This window comes from Streptomyces sp. 6-11-2, assembly GCF_006540305.1.
Classification (GTDB): Bacteria; Actinomycetota; Actinomycetes; order Streptomycetales; family Streptomycetaceae; genus Streptomyces.
This window is the reverse complement of sequence record NZ_BJOR01000001.1, coordinates 2,524,926-2,541,953: the sequence shown is the minus strand read 5'-3', so window position 1 is coordinate 2,541,953 and position 17,028 is coordinate 2,524,926. Positions and strand designations below refer to the sequence as shown.

Annotated in this window: 17 protein-coding genes; 7 read left to right on the top strand and 10 right to left on the bottom strand. The window is 71.3% G+C overall.

Features of this window, described 5'->3' with window-relative positions; genetic code table 11:
• Nucleotides 1-290 precede the first annotated feature (290 nt).
• Together TNCT6_RS10690 and TNCT6_RS10685 are read right to left on the bottom strand one after the other, a co-directional pair.
• Nucleotides 291-722 (bottom strand): hypothetical protein, encoded by a 432-nt coding sequence (locus tag TNCT6_RS10690; RefSeq protein WP_141358939.1) that lies wholly within the window; start codon nucleotides 720-722, stop codon nucleotides 291-293.
• A 102-nt stretch (nucleotides 723-824) separates the two neighbouring features.
• A complete protein-coding gene (locus TNCT6_RS10685) occupies nucleotides 825-2,036 on the bottom strand; it encodes a pyridoxal phosphate-dependent aminotransferase (RefSeq protein WP_141358937.1) in 1,212 nt (403 codons plus the stop codon).
• 217 nt (nucleotides 2,037-2,253) lie between these two features.
• Between TNCT6_RS10685 and TNCT6_RS10680 the strand changes: the two genes are divergently transcribed.
• A complete protein-coding gene (locus tag TNCT6_RS10680; RefSeq protein ID WP_141358935.1) occupies nucleotides 2,254-3,129 on the top strand; it encodes a serine protease in 876 nt (291 codons plus the stop codon).
• A gap of 50 nt (nucleotides 3,130-3,179) precedes the next feature.
• Here TNCT6_RS10680 and TNCT6_RS10675 read toward each other — a convergent pair whose 3' ends face one another.
• Nucleotides 3,180-4,823, bottom strand: coding sequence for an amidohydrolase family protein (locus TNCT6_RS10675; RefSeq protein WP_141358933.1), 1,644 nt, complete (start codon nucleotides 4,821-4,823; stop codon nucleotides 3,180-3,182).
• A 20-nt stretch (nucleotides 4,824-4,843) separates the two neighbouring features.
• Entirely contained in the window at nucleotides 4,844-6,109 is a 1,266-nt protein-coding gene (locus TNCT6_RS10670) for an amino acid deaminase (protein WP_141358931.1), read from the bottom strand.
• Nucleotides 6,110-6,168: 59 nt separating this feature from the next.
• Here TNCT6_RS10670 and TNCT6_RS42065 point away from each other — a divergent pair, with 59 nt between their 5' ends.
• From TNCT6_RS42065 to TNCT6_RS39820, 4 genes are all read left to right on the top strand, one after another.
• Nucleotides 6,169-6,600 carry a hypothetical protein gene (locus TNCT6_RS42065; RefSeq protein WP_373996164.1) on the top strand — a complete coding sequence of 144 codons (432 nt, stop codon included), beginning with the start codon at nucleotides 6,169-6,171 and terminating at the stop codon, nucleotides 6,598-6,600.
• Nucleotides 6,597-7,358: an IclR family transcriptional regulator gene (locus TNCT6_RS10660; RefSeq protein WP_141358929.1), complete on the top strand. Its 762-nt coding sequence runs from the start codon at nucleotides 6,597-6,599 to the stop codon at nucleotides 7,356-7,358. The genes TNCT6_RS42065 and TNCT6_RS10660 overlap by 4 nt, the downstream gene beginning before the upstream one ends.
• On the top strand, nucleotides 7,355-7,774 hold the full coding sequence (locus TNCT6_RS10655) for a RidA family protein (RefSeq protein ID WP_141358927.1): 420 nt from the start codon (nucleotides 7,355-7,357) through the stop codon (nucleotides 7,772-7,774). Before TNCT6_RS10660 ends, TNCT6_RS10655 begins: the two co-directional genes overlap by 4 nt.
• Nucleotides 7,775-7,851: 77 nt before the next feature.
• Nucleotides 7,852-8,517: a hypothetical protein gene (locus TNCT6_RS39820; protein WP_172632863.1), complete on the top strand. Its 666-nt coding sequence runs from the start codon at nucleotides 7,852-7,854 to the stop codon at nucleotides 8,515-8,517.
• 68 nt (nucleotides 8,518-8,585) lie between these two features.
• Here the strand turns inward: TNCT6_RS39820 and TNCT6_RS10645 are convergent, their stop codons facing one another.
• From TNCT6_RS10645 to TNCT6_RS10620, 6 genes are all read right to left on the bottom strand, one after another.
• Nucleotides 8,586-9,851, bottom strand: a complete 1,266-nt coding sequence (locus tag TNCT6_RS10645) for a hypothetical protein (RefSeq protein WP_141358925.1) — start codon at nucleotides 9,849-9,851, stop codon at nucleotides 8,586-8,588.
• A 56-nt stretch (nucleotides 9,852-9,907) separates the two neighbouring features.
• Nucleotides 9,908-10,432 (bottom strand): SigE family RNA polymerase sigma factor, encoded by a 525-nt coding sequence (locus TNCT6_RS10640; protein ID WP_141358923.1) that lies wholly within the window; start codon nucleotides 10,430-10,432, stop codon nucleotides 9,908-9,910.
• Nucleotides 10,433-10,612: 180 nt separating this feature from the next.
• Nucleotides 10,613-12,310: a chitinase gene (locus tag TNCT6_RS10635; protein ID WP_172632862.1), complete on the bottom strand. Its 1,698-nt coding sequence runs from the start codon at nucleotides 12,308-12,310 to the stop codon at nucleotides 10,613-10,615.
• A 170-nt stretch (nucleotides 12,311-12,480) separates the two neighbouring features.
• Nucleotides 12,481-12,876: a hypothetical protein gene (locus tag TNCT6_RS10630; RefSeq protein WP_141358921.1), complete on the bottom strand. Its 396-nt coding sequence runs from the start codon at nucleotides 12,874-12,876 to the stop codon at nucleotides 12,481-12,483.
• A gap of 28 nt (nucleotides 12,877-12,904) precedes the next feature.
• Nucleotides 12,905-13,468 (bottom strand): hypothetical protein, encoded by a 564-nt coding sequence (locus TNCT6_RS10625; RefSeq protein ID WP_141358919.1) that lies wholly within the window; start codon nucleotides 13,466-13,468, stop codon nucleotides 12,905-12,907.
• A gap of 28 nt (nucleotides 13,469-13,496) precedes the next feature.
• Entirely contained in the window at nucleotides 13,497-15,059 is a 1,563-nt protein-coding gene (locus TNCT6_RS10620; protein ID WP_141358917.1) for a hypothetical protein, read from the bottom strand.
• Nucleotides 15,060-15,419: 360 nt separating this feature from the next.
• Here TNCT6_RS10620 and TNCT6_RS10615 point away from each other — a divergent pair, with 360 nt between their 5' ends.
• Both TNCT6_RS10615 and cpaB read left to right on the top strand, forming a co-directional pair.
• On the top strand, nucleotides 15,420-16,229 hold the full coding sequence (locus tag TNCT6_RS10615; RefSeq protein ID WP_141366303.1) for a hypothetical protein: 810 nt from the start codon (nucleotides 15,420-15,422) through the stop codon (nucleotides 16,227-16,229).
• 79 nt (nucleotides 16,230-16,308) lie between these two features.
• The gene (gene cpaB, locus TNCT6_RS10610) at nucleotides 16,309-17,016 is read left to right on the top strand and encodes a Flp pilus assembly protein CpaB (RefSeq protein ID WP_141358915.1); all 708 of its coding nucleotides are present in this window, start codon (nucleotides 16,309-16,311) and stop codon (nucleotides 17,014-17,016) included.
• Nucleotides 17,017-17,028: the final 12 nt, after the last annotated feature.

The following is a 17,028-nucleotide window of genomic DNA, read 5'->3' as shown; positions in this document are numbered from 1 at the left end:
ACGGACAGAGGTGGCTCTTCTCGTGCGGCCGGAACCGGAGGGCGGGTCCTACTGGTGCTACCGGTGCCGACGGGCTGGAGTCCGAACCACCGTCATGTGCGCCGACGTTACGAGGCCGACTTGTCGACGTCGCCGTTCGGCAGGCAGGTGGGGCGTGCAGACCACTCGAATGTACGCATGAAACGCGGCGTGACGGTGAGCGCGTTCATGGCGCCCGGCCCGCGCGTCGCTGCGGGTGCGCGCGGGCCGGGGCCGATCAAGGAGCCCCAGGTCGGGGCTGGTGGGTGGTGCTAGCCGGCGGCGCTCAGCTTCCGCGGTTCGCCCTGCGCGGCCGCGTGCGCGTCCATCCGTTCGGCCGCCAGGATCGCCGCCGCGGTGTCCGCCCGGGAGGCGGCGACGACGAGCGCGCGGCCGGCGAGCGCGTGCGCCCGCTGGTGCAGCGCCGACGGTTCGCGGGCGGCGGTCAGCGGCGCCCGGGCCGGAGCATGGCCTCCCCTCAGCCGGGCCACCTGGTCTGCGAGCCGCTCGGCCGCGGTGTCCAGGTCGGCGGAGGGGGTCAGGGCGCGCAGCTCGTCCGTGACGGCGAGCAGCGCCGCGAGATGGCCCGCGAGCTGGATGTCCAGCTCCTCCTCGCGGGAGCGGTGGGGGAAGTCGGACGTGGTGCCGGCCATCGGGCTCCGGACGGGCCTGCCGGAGGGCCCGGTGCGGGTCGGTTCGTACATGGGATGGCCTCCTGTGCGCTGACAGAAGACATCCTAGCTTAGAACACGTCTAAAGTTGAGTCCGTTCGCGGAACCGGTCCGTAGAGGCACCGAACGTGAACGTCAGGCCTGGCTGTAGCCGTCCAGGAAGGTGCCGATCCGTCCCACCGCGTCCCGCAGGTCGCCGACCGAGGGGAGCGTGACGACCCGGAAGTGGTCCGGTTCCGGCCAGTTGAATCCCGTGCCCTGGACGACCATGATCTTCTCGCGGCGCAGCAGGTCCAGGACCATCCGCCGGTCGTCCTTGATCTTGAAGACCGCGGGGTCCAGGCGCGGGAAGAGGTACAGCGCGCCCTTCGGCCGTACGCAGGTCACGCCCGGGATCTGCGTGAGCAGCTCGTAGGCGACGTCCATCTGCTCCTTCAGCCGCCCGCCCGGCAGGACCAGCTCGTTGATGCTCTGCCGTCCGCTGAGCGCGGCCACCACGCCGTGCTGGCCCGGCATGTTCGCGCACAGGCGCATGTTCGCCAGGATCGTCAGGCCCTCGAGGTAGGAGTCGGCGTGCGCGCGGGGGCCGGAGACGGACATCCAGCCCACCCGGTAGCCGGCGACCCGGTACGCCTTGGACATGCCGTTGAACGTCAGGGTCAGCAGGTCCGGCGCGACCGACGCGGTCGGGGTGTGCGTGGCGTCGTCGTAGAGGATCTTGTCGTAGATCTCGTCGGAGCAGACCAGCAGGTTGTGCCGGCGGGCGATGTCGGTCAGCCCCTTGAGCACGGCCGGGTCGTAGACCGCGCCGGTGGGGTTGTTGGGGTTGATGATGACGATCGCCTTGGTGCGGTCGGTGACCTTGCGCTCCACGTCGGCGAGGTCCGGCATCCAGTCGGACTGCTCGTCGCAGCGGTAGTGGACGGCGGTGCCGCCGGACAGGGAGACCGCGGCCGTCCACAGGGGGTAGTCCGGTGCCGGTACGAGGACCTCGTCGCCGTCGTCCAGCAGCCCCTGCATGGCCATCACGATCAGCTCGGAGACGCCGTTGCCGATGAAGACGTGCTCGACGTCCGTCTCGATCCCGAGGGTCTGGTTGTGCATGACGACCGCGCGCCGGGCGGCCAGCAGGCCCTTGGCGTCGCCGTAACCGTGGGCCGTCGAGACGTTGCGGAGGATGTCCTCCAGGATCTCCGGCGGGCACTCGAAGCCGAACGCCGCCGGGTTGCCCGTGTTCAGCTTCAGGATGCGGTGACCGGCCGCCTCCAGGCGCATCGCCTCCTCGAGCACCGGGCCCCGGATCTCGTAACAGACGTTGGCGAGCTTGGTCGACTGGATCACCTGCATGTCGAGGAGCTTACGGCCGGGTATCGCCCGATGGCTCGTGTTTTCCACCACGTGAGACGTCTGCGTGTCGGCCCGCGCCGCCGCGGCAGGGCAGGGAAAGCCCTACGGCCCCGGACCGCTCCCTTGTTGCGGCACCCCTCTGCATTCACAATGCGCATGACAAAGAACGGCGGCCGGAAGATCTCCGGTCGCCTCCGTCGCAAGAGGGGACCCCCACATGAGAAAGCCTCTCGTCGCCGCGCTGTTCGCCCTGGTGATCGCCGGGGCGGGCGCGGTACCCGCGGCCGCCGCGCCCGCACCCGAGCAGAGCGCCTCCCGGGTGACCGGCGCAGACCGTGCGACGGCCGCACCCGCGCTCGCGGCCGTCGACTTCGCCGGCACCGTCGCGCTGAGCAACTGCTCCGGTTCGGTCGTCCGCCTCCCCGGTTCCGCGGACGGCGACCCGGCGCTCGTGCTCAGCAACGGCCACTGCCTGGAGACCGGCTTCCCGTCGCCCGGCCAGGTCATCGTGGGCCAGACGTCCAGCCGCACCTTCGGCCTGCTCAACTCGGCCGGCACCCAGGTCGCGACGCTCCGGGCGAACAAGGTCGTCTACTCGACCATGACCGACACGGACGTCACGATCTACCAGCTCACCAGCACCTACGCGCAGATCAAGAGCTCCTACGGCATCAACGCGCTGAACCTGAGCGACACCCACCCGGTCGCCGGCACCGCCATCAAGGTCGTCTCCGGCTACTGGAAGCGGATCTACAGCTGCAACATCGACGGCTTCGTCTACCGCCTGAAGGAGGGGAACTGGACCTGGAAGGACTCGGTCCGCTACACCTCCGCCTGCGACACGATCGGCGGCACGTCCGGCTCGCCCGTCATCGACACCGCCACCGGCAAGGTCGTCGCCGTCAACAACACCGGCAACGAGAGCGGCGGCCGCTGCACCGTGAACAACCCGTGCGAGGTCGACGCGAACGGCACCATCACCGTCCGGCAGGGCATCAACTACGCCGAGCAGACCTACCAGATCCCCGCCTGCTTCGGCACCGGCAACCAGCTCGACCTGACCAGGAGCGGCTGCACCCTGCCCAAGCCCTGACCGGAGAAGCGCAGGCGGGGCGGGCGGTCGGCGCATCCAGACGAGAGACCCTAGGGCCGGCGGACCGCCCGCCCCGCCAGTACGTCGGTGCGCCGGCCGTCCTCGATCACGAACCGGCCGTCGATCAGGACGTACGGAATCCCCGTCGGCAGCGCGCGCGGCCGCTCGAAGGTCGAGCCCGGCGCGACCGTGGCCGGGTCGAACAGGACCAGGTCGGCCCGGTACCCCTCGCGGACCACACCCCGGTCCGGCAGCCGCAGCCGGGCCGCCGGGCGCCCGGAGAGGTGCGCGACACACTCCTCCAGCGACAGCACGCCCAGCTCCCGTACGTACCGGCCGAGGTACCGCGGGAAAGTGCCGTAGGCCCGCGGATGCGGCTTGGTGCCCCGCAGGATGCCGTCGGAGCCACCGGTGTGGACGCGGTGGCGCATGATCGCCCGGACGTTCTCCTCGTGGCCGACGTGCTGGAGGACCGTCGTGCCCAGCCGGTCCTCCACCAGCAGCCGCCGGGCGGTGGTCCACGGCTCCTCGCCGCGCCGGGCCGCCGCTTCCCGGACCGTCAGACCGACGTACTCGGAGAGCGCGGGGACGGTGACCCCGGAGATCTCGATCGTCTCCCACTCCACCGGAACCCCGTGGCAGCCGTCCGAGCCGGTCACCTCCAGGTGCCGGCGGATCCGCTCCGCGGTGTCCTCGCCGGCGAGCCGCCCGAGGACCGCCTCCGGGCCGTCCTCGCCCGCCCAGCTCGGCAGCAGGGCCACCAGGGTGGTGCAGCCGGGGGTGTAGGGGTACGTGTCCAGGGTGATGTCGTCGCCGGCGGCGAGTGCCTCGTCGAGGAGGGCCAGCAGATCACCGGCGCGGCCCTGGTTCGGGGCGAAGTTCATGGTGGCGTGTGCCAGGTGCAGCGGGCAGCCCGCCTCGCGCGCGAGCCGCACCGTCTCCGCGTACGCCTCCAGGGCTCCGGCGCCGTAACTGCGGTGGTGCGGGCAGTAGTAGCCGCCGTGCGCCGCCACCACCCGGCACAGCTCGGTCAGTTCGAGGTCCCCCGCGTACATCCCGGGGGTGTAGGTGAGCCCGGCGGACATGCCGACCGCGCCCTGCTCCATGCCCTCGGCGACCAACCGCCGCATCCGGTCCAGCTCTTCGGGCGTGGCCGCGCGGTCCTCCCAGCCGACGACGAGCGCGCGGACGGTGCCCTGCGGGACCAGGTAGGCGGCGTTGACGGCGATGCCCTCGCCGTCGAAGCCGTGGTCGAGCCGGTCCAGGTACTCGCCCACCGAACGCCAGGTGAAGTCGATGTCGTCGCCGTCGCCGTTCCAGCCGCTGATCGCCCGGCGCACCTCGGCGAGGGTGCGGTCGTCGACCGGCGCGTACGACAGCCCGTCCTGCCCGACGACCTCCAGCGTGACGCCCTGCGCGGCCTTCGCGCTGTGGTCGGGGTCGCGCAGCAGGGCGAGGTCGCTGTGGGCGTGCATGTCGATGAAGCCCGGGGCCAGCACCAGGCCCTCCGCGTCCAGCTCCCGGCGTGCCCGCGGGCGCTGGCAGCCGGCCGCCGCGGCCTCCTTGACGACGGAGACGATCCTGCCGTCCTTGACTGCCACGTCGGCGCGGTAGGAGGAGGCGCCGGTGCCGTCGGCCACGTCCGCGTCCCGGATGACGAGATCCGCGTAGTCGGCGAGCTCCACCGGGTCCATGGCGGCGCCTCCCGAAGTCCCTAGAAGAACGTACGGACGTATTCGACGACGGTACCGTCCGCCTCGGCCACCGGGATGAGGGGCCACTTGTCGAAGGACGTGCACGGGTGGGAGAGCCCCAGGCCGACCCAGTCGCCGACCTCCAGCTCCGCCCCGGAGGCGGTGCTCAGCCAGGCGTGCTGGTCGGACAGGCCGGTGACCTCCACCCCCGTCGCCGGGCGTTCGACGCCGTCCCGGCGCACCACCTGGGCGAAGGGCAGGTCGAGGTCGTAGGCGGCGTCCCGCTTGCCCGCGTTGGCGAAGGCCTGTTCCGGGCTGGGGCGGGAGACGACCTGCGCCCAGAGGCGGAAGGCGGGCTCCAGGGCGCCCTCCGCGGGGACGCGGTTGAAGGGCGTGATCCTGCGGTAGTGCCCGTCGTCGTGCGAGACGTACGCGCCCGAGCGCAGCAACTTCAGTACCGGCCGGGAGAGTTCGGGGATCCCGGTGAACACCTCGGCCACCGTGTCGAACCAGGCGCTGCCGCCCGCGCTCACCACGATCTCCTCTGTGCGCGCGAACTTCCCGGCCTTGTCGAGGTCCACGGCCAGGGCGACGAGCCGGGCCAGCCACGCCCGCACCCGCTCCGGGTCGGCCTGCGGCACCTCGGCCTCGTAACCGGCGACCCCGACGAGACGCAGGCTGTCCGCGGCCGCCACCGCGTCGGCGACCGCCAGGCACTCGGCCTCCGTGCGCACTCCGGTCCGCGCGCCCTCCCCGGCTCCCAGCTCGACGACCACGTCCACCGGGCGGGCGGCCCCCTCCAGCGCCTCGTCCATCAGCCGCACCCCGCGCACGGAGTCGACGTAGCAGACGAAGCGGAAGGAGGGATCGGCGGCCAGTTCCGCGGCGACCCAGCGCAGGGCCGCCGGGTCCACCAGCTCGTTGGCCAGGAAGACCCGGCTGATGCCGAACGCCCGGGCCACGCGCACCTGGTGCGGCACCGCGAGCGTGATGCCCCAGGCGCCGTGCTCCAGCTGGCGGTGGAAGAGCTGCGGGGCCATGGAGGTCTTGCCGTGCGGGGCGAAGGCGAGGCCGTGGCGGGCCGCGTAGGTCTCCATCAGCCTCAGGTTGTGCTCCAGGCGCTCGGCGGAGAGAGCGAGCACGGGCGTGCTGAAGCCGTCGGTGAAGAGGTTGCGGCGCTGGGCGGTCAGCTCGCCGACGGTCAGGCCGTCCGCGTCCGGCGGGAGGCCCTTGAAACGGTGGTCGACGCGTTCCTCGGCCAGCCGGGCGAGCGCTTCCGTGCTCATCGAGCCCCCTTCAGAATCGTTGCAATATGTGCAACGTTCATTGCGTACAGTGCTTATCGGTGTCTAGCATCTCGCCGAAGTCGGGTCAATGTCCGTGGCCCGCCGGGTCGATGCCGGCGCCCCGGAACCCGAAGGGAGTCACCATCGCCGACGCCGCCCACGGAACGTCCGGCGCACCCGCCGTCGTGGACGTCGTCACGCGCGGCGAGCCGATGGTCACGTTCCCGCCCACCTCTCCGGGCCGCCTGGCCGGCATGCCCACCTTCGAGCGAGCCGCCGGCGGTGCCGGGCCCGATGCGGCCCGCGCCCTCGCCGCGGCCGGGCGCCCCGGTACCGCGCTCACCGTCCCCGGCGGTCTCGCCACGCCTCCCGTCCGGCACTACGCCGACCGGCCGGCCGTCCCGGGCGAGGCGGCGTGGGGAAGACTGCGACTCGGCCCCGGCCGGACGGGCTCCGCGCAAGGGGCCGAGGAGGAGGTACGTACGCCATGAGCCAGACCGTCGACCGGGCGCTGAGCATCCTGCCGCTGCTCGCCGAGGGTCCCGCCGATCTCGGGCGGGTCGCCGACCGCCTCGGCGTCCACAAGTCCACCGCGCTGCGGCTGCTGCGCACCCTCCACCAGCACGGGCTCGTCCACCGCCAGTCCGACCAGCGCTACCGGCTCGGCGCCCGGCTCTTCGCCCTCGCCCAGGAGGCGATGGAGAGCCTCGACGTGCGGGAGATCGCCCATCCCCACCTGCTGGGCCTCGGCGAGCAGTGCGGGCACACCGTGCACCTGGCCGTCCACGAGGACGACGAGGTGCTCTACATCGACAAGGTGGACAGCCGCTACCCGGTGCGCATGTACTCCCGGATCGGCAAACCCGTCGCCATCACCGTCGCGGCCGTGGCCAAGCTGCTGCTCGCCGACCTGTCCGAGGCCGAGCGGCGCGTGATCGCCCGGAGGCTCGACTACCCCATGTACACGGCCCGTTCGACACCGAACGCCGCCGCCTTCCTGAAGGAGCTGGCGACGGTGCGCGAACAGGGCTGGGCCGCCGACCTCGGCGGCCACGAGGAGTCCATCAACTGCGTCGCCGCGCCCATCCGCGGCGCGGACGGCCGGGTGGTCGCCGCGATGTCGGTCTCCGCGCCGAACGTCGTCGTCACCGCCGACGAACTCCTCGCCCTGCTCCCGCTGGTGCGCCGTACCGCGGACGCCATCAGCGACGAGTTCTCCGGCAGAAACCCAGTGAAGGACCCCGTATGAGCGACACGACGGCCAAGATCGCCCTCACCCCCGCGACCCACACCACCCCGCCCGCGAAGTTCTCCCACGGGGTGCGGAAGGGCAACATCCTCCAGGTCGCCGGCCAGGTCGGCTTCCTGCCCGCCGAGGAGGGCGTGCCCCCCACGCCGGCCGGCCCGGCCCTGCGCGAGCAGACCCTCCAGACGCTCGCCAACGTCAAGGCGATCCTGGAGGAGGGCGGCGCGACCTGGGACGACGTGATGATGATCCGCGTCTACCTCACGGACGTGGACCACTTCGCGGAGATGAACGACCTCTACAACACGTACTTCGAGGAGCAGGGCCTCACCCAGCCGCCCGCCGCCCGCACCACCGTCTACGTCGGCCTGCCCGCGGGCCTGCTCATCGAGATCGACGCGCTCGCCGTGCTCGGCTGACGCGTCTTGGCCATCTTCGTATAACGAAGTCGGGGCTAGCTGTGTCCGGCACAGGTTCGTCGACCATACTGCCCGCTGTGGAGCAGCGCATAGGTTCGAGCAGCCAGCCCCTGAAGGCCGAGCCCGTGAAGGGTGCCGGGTTCGACCCGGCCCACATCCCCGGGCTCACCGCACCCGCGACGGCGGAACCGGAGGACGCCCGGCCGCGGCAGGCCGAGCAGCCGCCGGCCTCCGAGCCGCCGTCCGCCGCGGAGGCGGTCACGGACGACGCCGGGACCGCCGGGAAGGCGGAGCGGCAGGAGGAGGAGCGGTCGGAGGAGCGGTCGGAGGAGCGGCAGGAGGAGCGGCAGGAGGAGCGGCAGGAGGAGCGGCAGGAGGAGCGGCAGGAGGAAGTCGTCGACGGTCCGGTCTTCGAGGCCGCCGACCGCCGGGCCCGCATCGTCGCCGACCACAAGGGCGTACGTCTCTGTCTGGACGACCAGGAGTGCGAGTTCCGCTGGGACGAGATCGGCGCCGTCGAGACGGCGACCCCCCGTTTCGGCAAGCGGTTCACCGTCACCGTCCACACTCCGGACCGGCGTTGGTACCCCATCGAGATCGAGGCCCCGGCCAGGGCACGCTTCGATGAATGGGAGACGCGACTGGACGCGGTCCTGGACGCGTACTTCGAGGACGGCGCGGCGGACGAGGACGGCACCGCCGACAAGGACGCGGCGGCCGAGCCGCCCACCGACGACGCCTGACCCCGCCGATCCCGACCCCGGCGGTACCGGGCCCGGGCGCTTGCCGGGGCCCGGTACCGCGCCGGAGATCAGCCCTGCGGACTCCACCCCGGGTCGGTGGCGATCGCCTTCAGTTGCTCCATGGTGAGCGCCGGCGCCTTGCGGGTGGCCGGGGTGTTCTGCGCGCCGGAGTTGAAGGCGCTGATCACCACACGCCGGTGGTCGGGCCGGATGGTGTCCACGCTCCACTGGACGATCCCGGAAATGCCCTTCTCGCCGGACTCCCGGCGCGTGACCACCTTGGTGCCGTCGGGCAGGACCTCGGCGTCCGGACCGAACAGCTCGCTCTCCATGTCGCCCCGTGTGTCCAGCTGGACGTTGACCTGCACCAGGCTCGTGCCCCTGCCGTCGTCCAGGACGACGTACCCGAATCCGTCGTCGTCCGGTCCGCTCCTGGAGACGACCTTGACGCCGGGCGGCACCAGGCGGGTGAGCACCGCCGAGATCGAGCCGCCGGGGGTGAGCGGCCCCGGGTCCGGCTCGGGTGCCGGGCTGACGTCGAGCGGCAGGGCGTCGGCGGCCGCGCGCAACTCGTGTGCGGTGGCGAGCGCCTTCAACCGGCCCAGATCAAGGGGTGGTTGGTCCCGGGTGACGGGCGATCCCTTCTCGGTGGCGCTGTTCCACTCCTGGACGCCGATGTGCCCGCCCGCCGACGTGACGAGGTCGGCGGCCCACCGCTTCGTGCCACTGCGGCTGTTCGGATACTCGTACCCCTTCAGGAGCATGAGGACGGAGCCGTCGGAGAGCTTGGTGGAGGTGCAGGAGTCGTAGACGATGAACAGCTTGTCCGGGCACTGGGTGGTCTGGCGGGCCTCCAGGCCACCGGGCCGCACACGGTTGAGGGACACGGCGATGGCTCCCTCGCCGTCGCCGTCGTCGTACACGAGGTTGGCGTAGGACCCGTTATCCGTGCTGCCTCCGTCCTTGTTGCTGATCTGCCCCTCGGGGAGCAGCTTTTCGAGGGTGCGGACGAGCTCGTCGCCGGACATGACGGTCGCGGCGGTGGTCTCGGGGGCGGTGACGCTGGCCCGTGCCGCCGGGCCGGCGGCCACGGACCGCTGTCGTACGCCGTCCCCCTGGCCGTCGGGAAGGAGCAGGGCCCCGCCCAGTCCGACGAGCGCCACCGCGGCGGCACCGCCCACGACGGCGGCGGCGCGCCGCCGCGAGCGCAGCCGCCGCCCGTGCGTTTCGCCGCGGGCGGCCAGCGTCTGCTGGTCGGTTCCGAACGTGGCGCCGGTGTCCCGCAGGACGTCGGCGAGCCGTTCCTCGAAGGGGTCGTGGTCTGCATCAGGCATGGCGAACCGCCGTTTCCGCATGGGTGGTCGTTGATCCGGTCGTGGGCGGGAGCAGGTCAGAGAGTCGCGTACTCGGCGAGCGAGTCGCCGAGCAGCGCACGCAGCCGGGCGAGGGCGCGGACGCAGCGGGTCCGGACGGCGGCCGAGCTGGCGTTCAACGCGGCGGCCGTCTCCTCGATGCTGCGGTCCTCCCAGTAGCGCAGGACGACCACCGCCCGGTCCTTGGCGGACAGCTGTCCGAGCGCTTCCAGGAGGGTCAGCCGCAGCGGCGCGTCGCCGCCGGGCTGTGGCTCGGGCATCTCGGGAAGGACGTCGGTGGCGCGTTCCCTGCGGCTGCTGTGACGACGCCGGTGGGCGAGGAACGCGCGGGTCAGGACGGTCTGGGCGTACGCGGCCGGGTTGTCGGCGCGGGAGATCCGGCCCCAGCGGAGGTACACCCGGCCGAGGGTCTCCTGGACGAGGTCCTCGGCGAGATGGGTGTCACCGCCGGTGAGCAGACAGGCCGACCGGTACAGATGCCCGGCGCGTGTCACCGCGAACTCCTGGTACTCGTCGGTCCAGTCGTTCCGGTCCTGCCCCATGTGCCCTCCTCGTGTTCCCCGCGCGTTCCGTGGTCCCCGAACGCGCCCCCACCTCATTGATGCGGTGAAACCCCCGGAATGTTTCACGGGACTTCGGCGCGGGCGGACGGGAACGACGAACGGCTGCCGCCGCGCCCCCGCGGGAGGGCGTGACGGCAGCCGTGGAGGGCTTCCGTGGCGTTACGGCAGGGCGTGCACGTGGGGGCCCACGGTGTTCGACCAGGCGTTGCCCGCCGTCGCGTCCCAGTTGGTGGACCAGGTCATGGCGCCGCGCAGGGCCGGGTAGGTCTTCGAGGGCTTGAAGGAACCGCAGCTGGTGCCCTTGGCCAGGCAGTCCAGGGCGTTGTTCACCACCGTCGGCGAGACGTAGCCGCTGCCCGCGCCCCTCGTGGAGGCGGGAACGCCCAGGCCGACCTGGGACGGGGCGAGACCGCTCTCCAGCTGGATGCAGGCGAGGGCGGTGAGGAAGTCGACCGAGCCCTGGCTGTAGACCTTGCCGTCGCAGCCCAGCATGGAACCGCTGTTGTAGTACTGGGTGTTGACGACCGTGAGGATGTCCTTGACGTTCAGCGCGGTCTGGAAGTAACCGGCCGACGTGGACTGCATGTCGATCGTCTGCGGGGCCATCGTGAGGATCAGCGACGGGCCGGCCTTGCCGGACAGGGCGCGCAGGGCCTGGGACATGTAGGTGGCGTTCAGGCCGTTCTCCAGGTCGATGTCGACGCCGTCGAAGCCGTATGTCTGCATCAGCGAGTAGACGGAGTTGGCGAAGCTGGTCGCGGAGGCCGAGTCGCTCACCGACACGGTGCCCGTCTCGCCGCCGACCGAGATGACGACCTTCTTGCCGGCCGCCTGCTTGGCCTTGATGTCCGCCTTGAACTGGTCGACCGTGTAGCCGTTCAGGCCGGCCGAGTCGAGGGTGAAGTTCACCGCGCCCCGGGTGGCCGTCGCGTCGGCGAAGGCGACGGCGATGATGTCGTACTGCGACGGCACGTCCGAGATCCTCTGGACCGTGGCGCCGTTGTTGAAGTTCTGCCAGTAGCCGGTCACCGCGTGCTTCGGGAGGCCGGTGCCGCCCCCGCCCCCGCCGGAGGACGCCGTCGTGCCCTTCACGGTCGCCGACCTCGCCGACTCGCCCGCCGCGTTCGTCGCCGTCACCTGGAAGGAGTACGAGGTGGCGGCCGCGAGACCGGTCACCGTCGCCGACGTGCCGCTCACCGCGGTCACCTTCGAGCCGTCGCGGTAGACGTTGTAGCCGGTGGCGCCCGAGACCGTGTTCCAGGACAGCGAGACCGACGAGGACGTCGTGCCCGTCACTCCCAGGCCGCCCGGCGCGGACGGCACCGTCGGGGCCGGGTCACCGCCGCCGCCCCCGTCGGGGCCGAAGACGGAGACGTCGTCGGCGTAGTACGCCGCCTGCCCGTACCAGCCGTGCAGGTACACCGTCACCGAGGTCGTGGAGGAGCCGGTGGTGAAGGTGGTCGAGAGCTGCTTCCAGCTCGCCGAGTCCGGCGTCCAGGTGGAGACGTCCGTGGTGCCCGTGCCGGTCGCGCCCAGGTAGGTGTACCCGCCCTGCACCCATGCGCTCAGCGTGTACGTCGAGTTGGGCTTGACCGCGACCGTCTGGGTGCACTGGGCGTTGTCCAGCCCGGCCGGTGTGGCCTTCAGCGCGGCGGAGCCGCCGTGCACGGGGGAGGAGACGGTCGTCCCGCTGCCGGCCGAGCAGGACCAGTTGTTCAGGCCCGATTCGAAGCCGGCGTTCTTGGCGTTGTTGACGTCCGCCGCCGACGCCTGGCCGGCCCCGGCGAAGGAGAGGGCGAGGGCGGCGGTGACGGCTCCCGACCACAGGCGCAGCCGTCGTGTTCTGGGTCTGGGCATGCCTGGTACGCGGTCCACTGAGGCCTCCGGTGGGGGAGAGGGGGGTGAAGGGGAGGGCAGGACAAACGGTGGCCACCGCTTGGTCGTACAAGTTGGTCCAGACCATTTGGCTTGTCAAGAGGTCCAGACCAAAGTCGTGTCCGGTCCAACGCCCCTGTCCCGCAATCCTGTTACGGCCGCACCTCCTCCTGCCGGCGCTCCAGCAGCAGGCCCAGCGCGCACCCGGCCAGCAGCACCCCGGTCGACATCCACATCGCCAGGGACGACGGTCCCGCACGCTCCCAGCGCAGCGACACCGTCAGCAGTTGCGCCGCCACCGGCACCGCGCACCCCGCCACCGCGTGCCGCGCGGGGATCTCCCGCCACGGCGCCGGATGCGCCCGCGCCGCGGCCCAGGTCGCCAGCACGACGCACACCAGGTTCGGCAGGTGGACCAGTGCCAGCGCGGCGCCGAACGAGCCCACGCCCCGCGGGCCGACCAGATTCCCGTACAGCAGCGTCATCTGCGCGTACTCGGTGACGACGAGCACCACCACACCCACCGCCCAGGCCCGGACCAGCGGCATCACCGGACCCGCACCTTCCTCCCCACCACTAGTGCACCCGCGCCGAGTCGATGATCCCGCGCAGGTCCGCGGACGACAGCACGCCCGGTGCCGCGTCGATCCGGATCGCGAAGGTCCGGTCGGCCGAGTCCAGGCCCGTCAGGATCACGCCCCGGATCGGCGTGCCCTTGGGCGGGTCGCCGTCCTCGCCCGTCGAGTCGAAGGTGAAGTCGATCCGCTTGGCCTGGTCCGTGCCGGTCAGCTTCACGTCCTTCTCACCCTCCACCTTCGCGCCCATCCGGATCCCGGCCTCGGCGGCGATCGCTGCCTGCTCCGCGGAGCCGGCCCGGGTGAAGTCCAGTTGGACGGTGATGACCGAGACCGTCCGCCCGGACTCCTCGCGTACGGCCGCCGCCGCGTTGTACTTGCCGCGCTCGGCCGCGCTCTGCTCGACGTACCCCCCGGAGCCCGCGGGATACGACACGGAGACGCCCTTCGTGCTCAGCGTGCCCCAGCCGTCCGGCACGGAGGCGGAGTCCGCGTCGCCCCTGCCGCAGCCCGTGAGGGCGGCAGCGGCGGCGAGCAGGCCCGCGGTCAGCAGTCGTGTCCTCATCGGCGTACCAGCCCTCCTGTCGGCGCGATCATTCGGCACAGTAGCTGTAGGGGACGTAGGACCGGCGGTCTCCGTTCGGAGCGCCGAGGAACCGGGCGTCCGTGAGGGTCTCCGCCTTCTGCTCGGTGCTGACCGACAGGCCGAGGCTCAGCCCGAGGTTCAGCTCGAAGCCGTACTCGGCGGCGTTCACCTGGCCGGTGTACGTCATCCTGCTGGACGTGCCCTTGTCGAAGACCAGTCGGCCGAAGGGGTCGTCGGCGCCGGGCCGCCGGGTCGGCGCGTGGTCGTCGAACATGTACTGGAAGGGCGTCGCCAGCTGCTCGTTGGTGCTGCTCAGCCACTGCTCGGCGACGGCCCGGTCCCGGTCTCCGGCGGGACCGGGGTCGAAGCTCAGGGAGGTGGTGACGACCTCGATGCCGGTGGAGCCGTCGGTGCCCTTCCCGCTCACCCCGCCGCCGCGCTCGTCCTTGCCCGGCTTGCCGTTGCCCCCGCCGATTCCGGCGCCGGCCTTCTGGCCGCCCTGCTCGACGGTGCGGGTCATGTTGACGCCGACCAGTGTGCCGGTGGACTTGTCGTAGGTGACGGTGATGGTGCCGGTCCGGGTGGTGGAGGCCGAGGCGTCGCCCTTGACCGGGCCCGCCTCGTAACTCGCCCTGGTGCCGTACTCGATCGACGAGGAGTACGTGTACGACTTGGTGTTCTTGTAGGCGTTGTCGGTCCAGGTGATCTCGGGGGAGTACTGGAAGTTGCCGCCGAGCGCGGTGCTGAGCTTCCTGTCGTCGCCCGCCGAGATCTTCAGGCCGGCCGCCGCGGACGCCTCCAGGCCCACCTTGCCGTAGGTGATCTTCCGGTTGTCGCCCAGCGCCTTCTTCACCCGGTTCTCCGTGTCCTCCTCGTCCTTGAGGGGACCGGTGCCGAAGAGGTAGAGGATGCTGTCGCCGAGGCTCGCGTCCGCGCCGCCCGGCGACTGGCGCCGCGTCTGGTACATCTGGAGCTTCTCGACGTCGTCGCGGAATCTGCGCGCCTCCTCCGGGCTCTCGAACACCCAGGTGTCGCCGTTGGTCACCTTGATCCCGGCGCCCAGCTCCACCTTGTCGGTGCCGGCCTTCCCCAGCTTCAGCCCGGGCTTGAAGTCCTTCTTGGCGCTGACGGAGGCCGCGTCCGTGAAGGTGAGGTAGACCAGTTCGTCCTGGTCGTCGATCTTGCCGTCGTGGTTGACGTCCGTGTGCGCCTTGAGGTGCTGCTCCTGGAAGCCGTACTCCTTGCCGATCTCCCAGAACAGGATCTTCGCCTTGGAGCCCGCCTTGTCGCTGACCGTCGAGACCTGGCACAGCGCCGGCTCGAAGTCGGCGTCGGTCAGGGCCCGGTCGTTCCCCCGCGAGCTCCCGCCGCCGCAGTCCGAGCCGCCGGTGACCCTGCAGATCTCGGCGGCGATCCCGTCGTGGACGGTCCGGCCGACGCCGGTGGCGCCGATGCCGAGCACGACGGCGACGACGACCACGACCATGCCGAGGTACTCGGTGGCGGTCGCGCCCGAGTCGTCGTACCCGTACGTCCTCCGGCACGTCCGTCTGCCGCCCCCGCGAGCCATGCGGCACCCCTCCTCGCACAGTGGCAAGCGCCATTCCGGTCGGCGAGCGTAGGTGCGGGCGACGCCGGGCGGCGTGGGCCCGCGGGCCCAAACCGGGGCCCATCGTCAACGAGTTGCCGTCGGCCCATGCTTTCGGGTCGGGTCGGGATGCTCAGCCTGCCCCGGTTTGAAATGACTTGCGCAAGGAGAGTTCCCGGCCAGGTACAGAATCGCTGTTCTCCGGTCACAGAGGCGTGGATACAGTGCTGAGGTAGTCACGCAGTGAAGTCAACTCGGTGTGCCGGACGACCACCGGCGGACCGACAGGCGTCTAACGGGGAGCTGCGCGTGTCCACTGCCATTGCTGTGACGAGCGCCGACATGGCGCTGCCCGCGCAGGACGAGCGGACCGTGCCCGCCGTCGTCCTGAAGGACCTGGACCGGCAGCCGCTGGAGCAGACGCTCGACGCCATGAAGGCCCTGATCGACCAGCACGGGCACGTCGTCGTGGTGTGCTCGGACGCCGTCCCCAGCGGGGTGGAACGGCGGCTGCACACCGTCCGCTCACTGCTGGAGAGCGACCGCATCGCCCTGTTCCGGCCCGACCTGCCGCCACTCGGACTCGCCGTTCTCGCCCGCCAGTTGCGCCAGCTCGCCTCTTGCGACCTCAGCCCCGGCGTGCTCGCCTCGGCCGGCCGGCTGCTCACCCACTACATCCACGCCGGCGCCGTCCTGGCCTCGGTCGCGCGCCTCGACCGCGTCCCCGTGGGTCTCAAGGCGCACGCCAAGTCCTGGGTTCCGGGCAGCCAGTTCGGCGTGATCGCCCACCCGGAACCGCAGCTCGTCCGGATCCGCCCCGAAGCGACCCTGACCGGGCCGGACTTCGGAAGCTGGATGCTGCTCGCCAAGGGCCAGCTCCAGTCCGACTGGGTCGGCTCCACCCTCGCCCCCGCGTGGAACGCGCTGGGGCTGCGCGAGGCCGGCCTGCCGGCCGAGTCGGCCACCTGGTGGGGCACCGGCAAGCTGATCGAGTTCTGCACCTACCTGCCCGACCTGTCGGTGCTCTACCAACTGGTCACCTCGGTACGCCAGGGTGTGTGCCACTGGTGCGGCATCGATGTCATCGGAGACCGCTGCGTCTTCTGCTCGGCCACTCCACCCGTCCCCGAGAGCCGGACACCCACCGGATGAGTACCTGAACCACCGGCACCACCGTCATTCGATTCCGCTCGACTTCGCCGACCGATATCCCAATGAGGTTGTACGGTTCATGAACTCCCGTCAGCGCCGCGGCGTGATACTCCTGATCCTGTCCGTCATCTGCGCCCTCGCCGCGTTCGCGGGCGTGCTCTCCGTCATCAGCGACGTCAAGTCCAAAGTCGGACCGGAGGTCGCCGCCTACCAGCTGCGCACCGACGTGGCGCCGTACACGACGCTGAGCACGGGCCAGTTCGAGAAGGTCAAGATGCCCCAACGGTGGCTGTCGCCGAACGCCGTCACCGACCTCGGGCAGATCCAGGGCAAGATCGCGGTCACCACACTGCGCAAGGGCTCCCTGCTCCAGAGCGACATGATCGTGAACCAGCCCGCCCTGCAACCGGGGCAGCAGGAGGTCGCCATCATGATCGACGCGGCGACCGGCGTGGCCGGCAAGATCACACCGGGCGCCACGGTCAACGTCTACGCCACCTTCGGCGGACAGCGGCAGGGCGATCCCGCCCAGTCCAAGATCATCGTGACCCATGCCAAGGTCCTCGACGTCGGCAGGATCACCGCGCTCCAGCCGAACGCCGACAACCGGGCCCAGCAGCCCACCGACGCCGTCCCCATCACCTTCGCGCTGTCCACCATCGACGCCCAGCGCATCACCTACGCCGAGTCGTTCGCCCAGCGGGTCCGGCTCGCGCTGGTCGCTCCCGGCAGCGACACCAGCGTCCCGGCCAAGGACCGGACCTACGAACTCGCGAAAGACAAGTGAGAGGCCGGCAGG

What these genes read in the sequence shown, in the direction of transcription:
- TNCT6_RS10680 (WP_141358935.1), top strand. Translation starts at nt 2,254, where the DNA reads ATGAGAAAGCCTCTCGTCGCCGCGCTGTTCGCCCTGGTGATCGCCGGG.
- TNCT6_RS10630 (WP_141358921.1), bottom strand. Translation starts at nt 12,876, where the DNA reads ATGCCGCTGGTCCGGGCCTGGGCGGTGGGTGTGGTGGTGCTCGTCGTC.
- TNCT6_RS10640 (WP_141358923.1), bottom strand. Translation starts at nt 10,432, where the DNA reads ATGGGGCAGGACCGGAACGACTGGACCGACGAGTACCAGGAGTTCGCG.
- cpaB (WP_141358915.1), top strand. Translation starts at nt 16,309, where the DNA reads ATGAACTCCCGTCAGCGCCGCGGCGTGATACTCCTGATCCTGTCCGTC.
- TNCT6_RS10655 (WP_141358927.1), top strand. Translation starts at nt 7,355, where the DNA reads ATGAGCGACACGACGGCCAAGATCGCCCTCACCCCCGCGACCCACACC.
- TNCT6_RS10660 (WP_141358929.1), top strand. Translation starts at nt 6,597, where the DNA reads ATGAGCCAGACCGTCGACCGGGCGCTGAGCATCCTGCCGCTGCTCGCC.
- TNCT6_RS10615 (WP_141366303.1), top strand. Translation starts at nt 15,420, where the DNA reads ATGGCGCTGCCCGCGCAGGACGAGCGGACCGTGCCCGCCGTCGTCCTG.
- TNCT6_RS10620 (WP_141358917.1), bottom strand. Translation starts at nt 15,059, where the DNA reads ATGGCTCGCGGGGGCGGCAGACGGACGTGCCGGAGGACGTACGGGTAC.
- TNCT6_RS10670 (WP_141358931.1), bottom strand. Translation starts at nt 6,109, where the DNA reads ATGAGCACGGAAGCGCTCGCCCGGCTGGCCGAGGAACGCGTCGACCAC.
- TNCT6_RS10690 (WP_141358939.1), bottom strand. Translation starts at nt 722, where the DNA reads ATGTACGAACCGACCCGCACCGGGCCCTCCGGCAGGCCCGTCCGGAGC.
- TNCT6_RS10635 (WP_172632862.1), bottom strand. Translation starts at nt 12,310, where the DNA reads ATGCCCAGACCCAGAACACGACGGCTGCGCCTGTGGTCGGGAGCCGTC.
- TNCT6_RS10685 (WP_141358937.1), bottom strand. Translation starts at nt 2,036, where the DNA reads ATGCAGGTGATCCAGTCGACCAAGCTCGCCAACGTCTGTTACGAGATC.
- TNCT6_RS10675 (WP_141358933.1), bottom strand. Translation starts at nt 4,823, where the DNA reads ATGGACCCGGTGGAGCTCGCCGACTACGCGGATCTCGTCATCCGGGAC.
- TNCT6_RS10645 (WP_141358925.1), bottom strand. Translation starts at nt 9,851, where the DNA reads ATGCCTGATGCAGACCACGACCCCTTCGAGGAACGGCTCGCCGACGTC.
- TNCT6_RS10625 (WP_141358919.1), bottom strand. Translation starts at nt 13,468, where the DNA reads ATGAGGACACGACTGCTGACCGCGGGCCTGCTCGCCGCCGCTGCCGCC.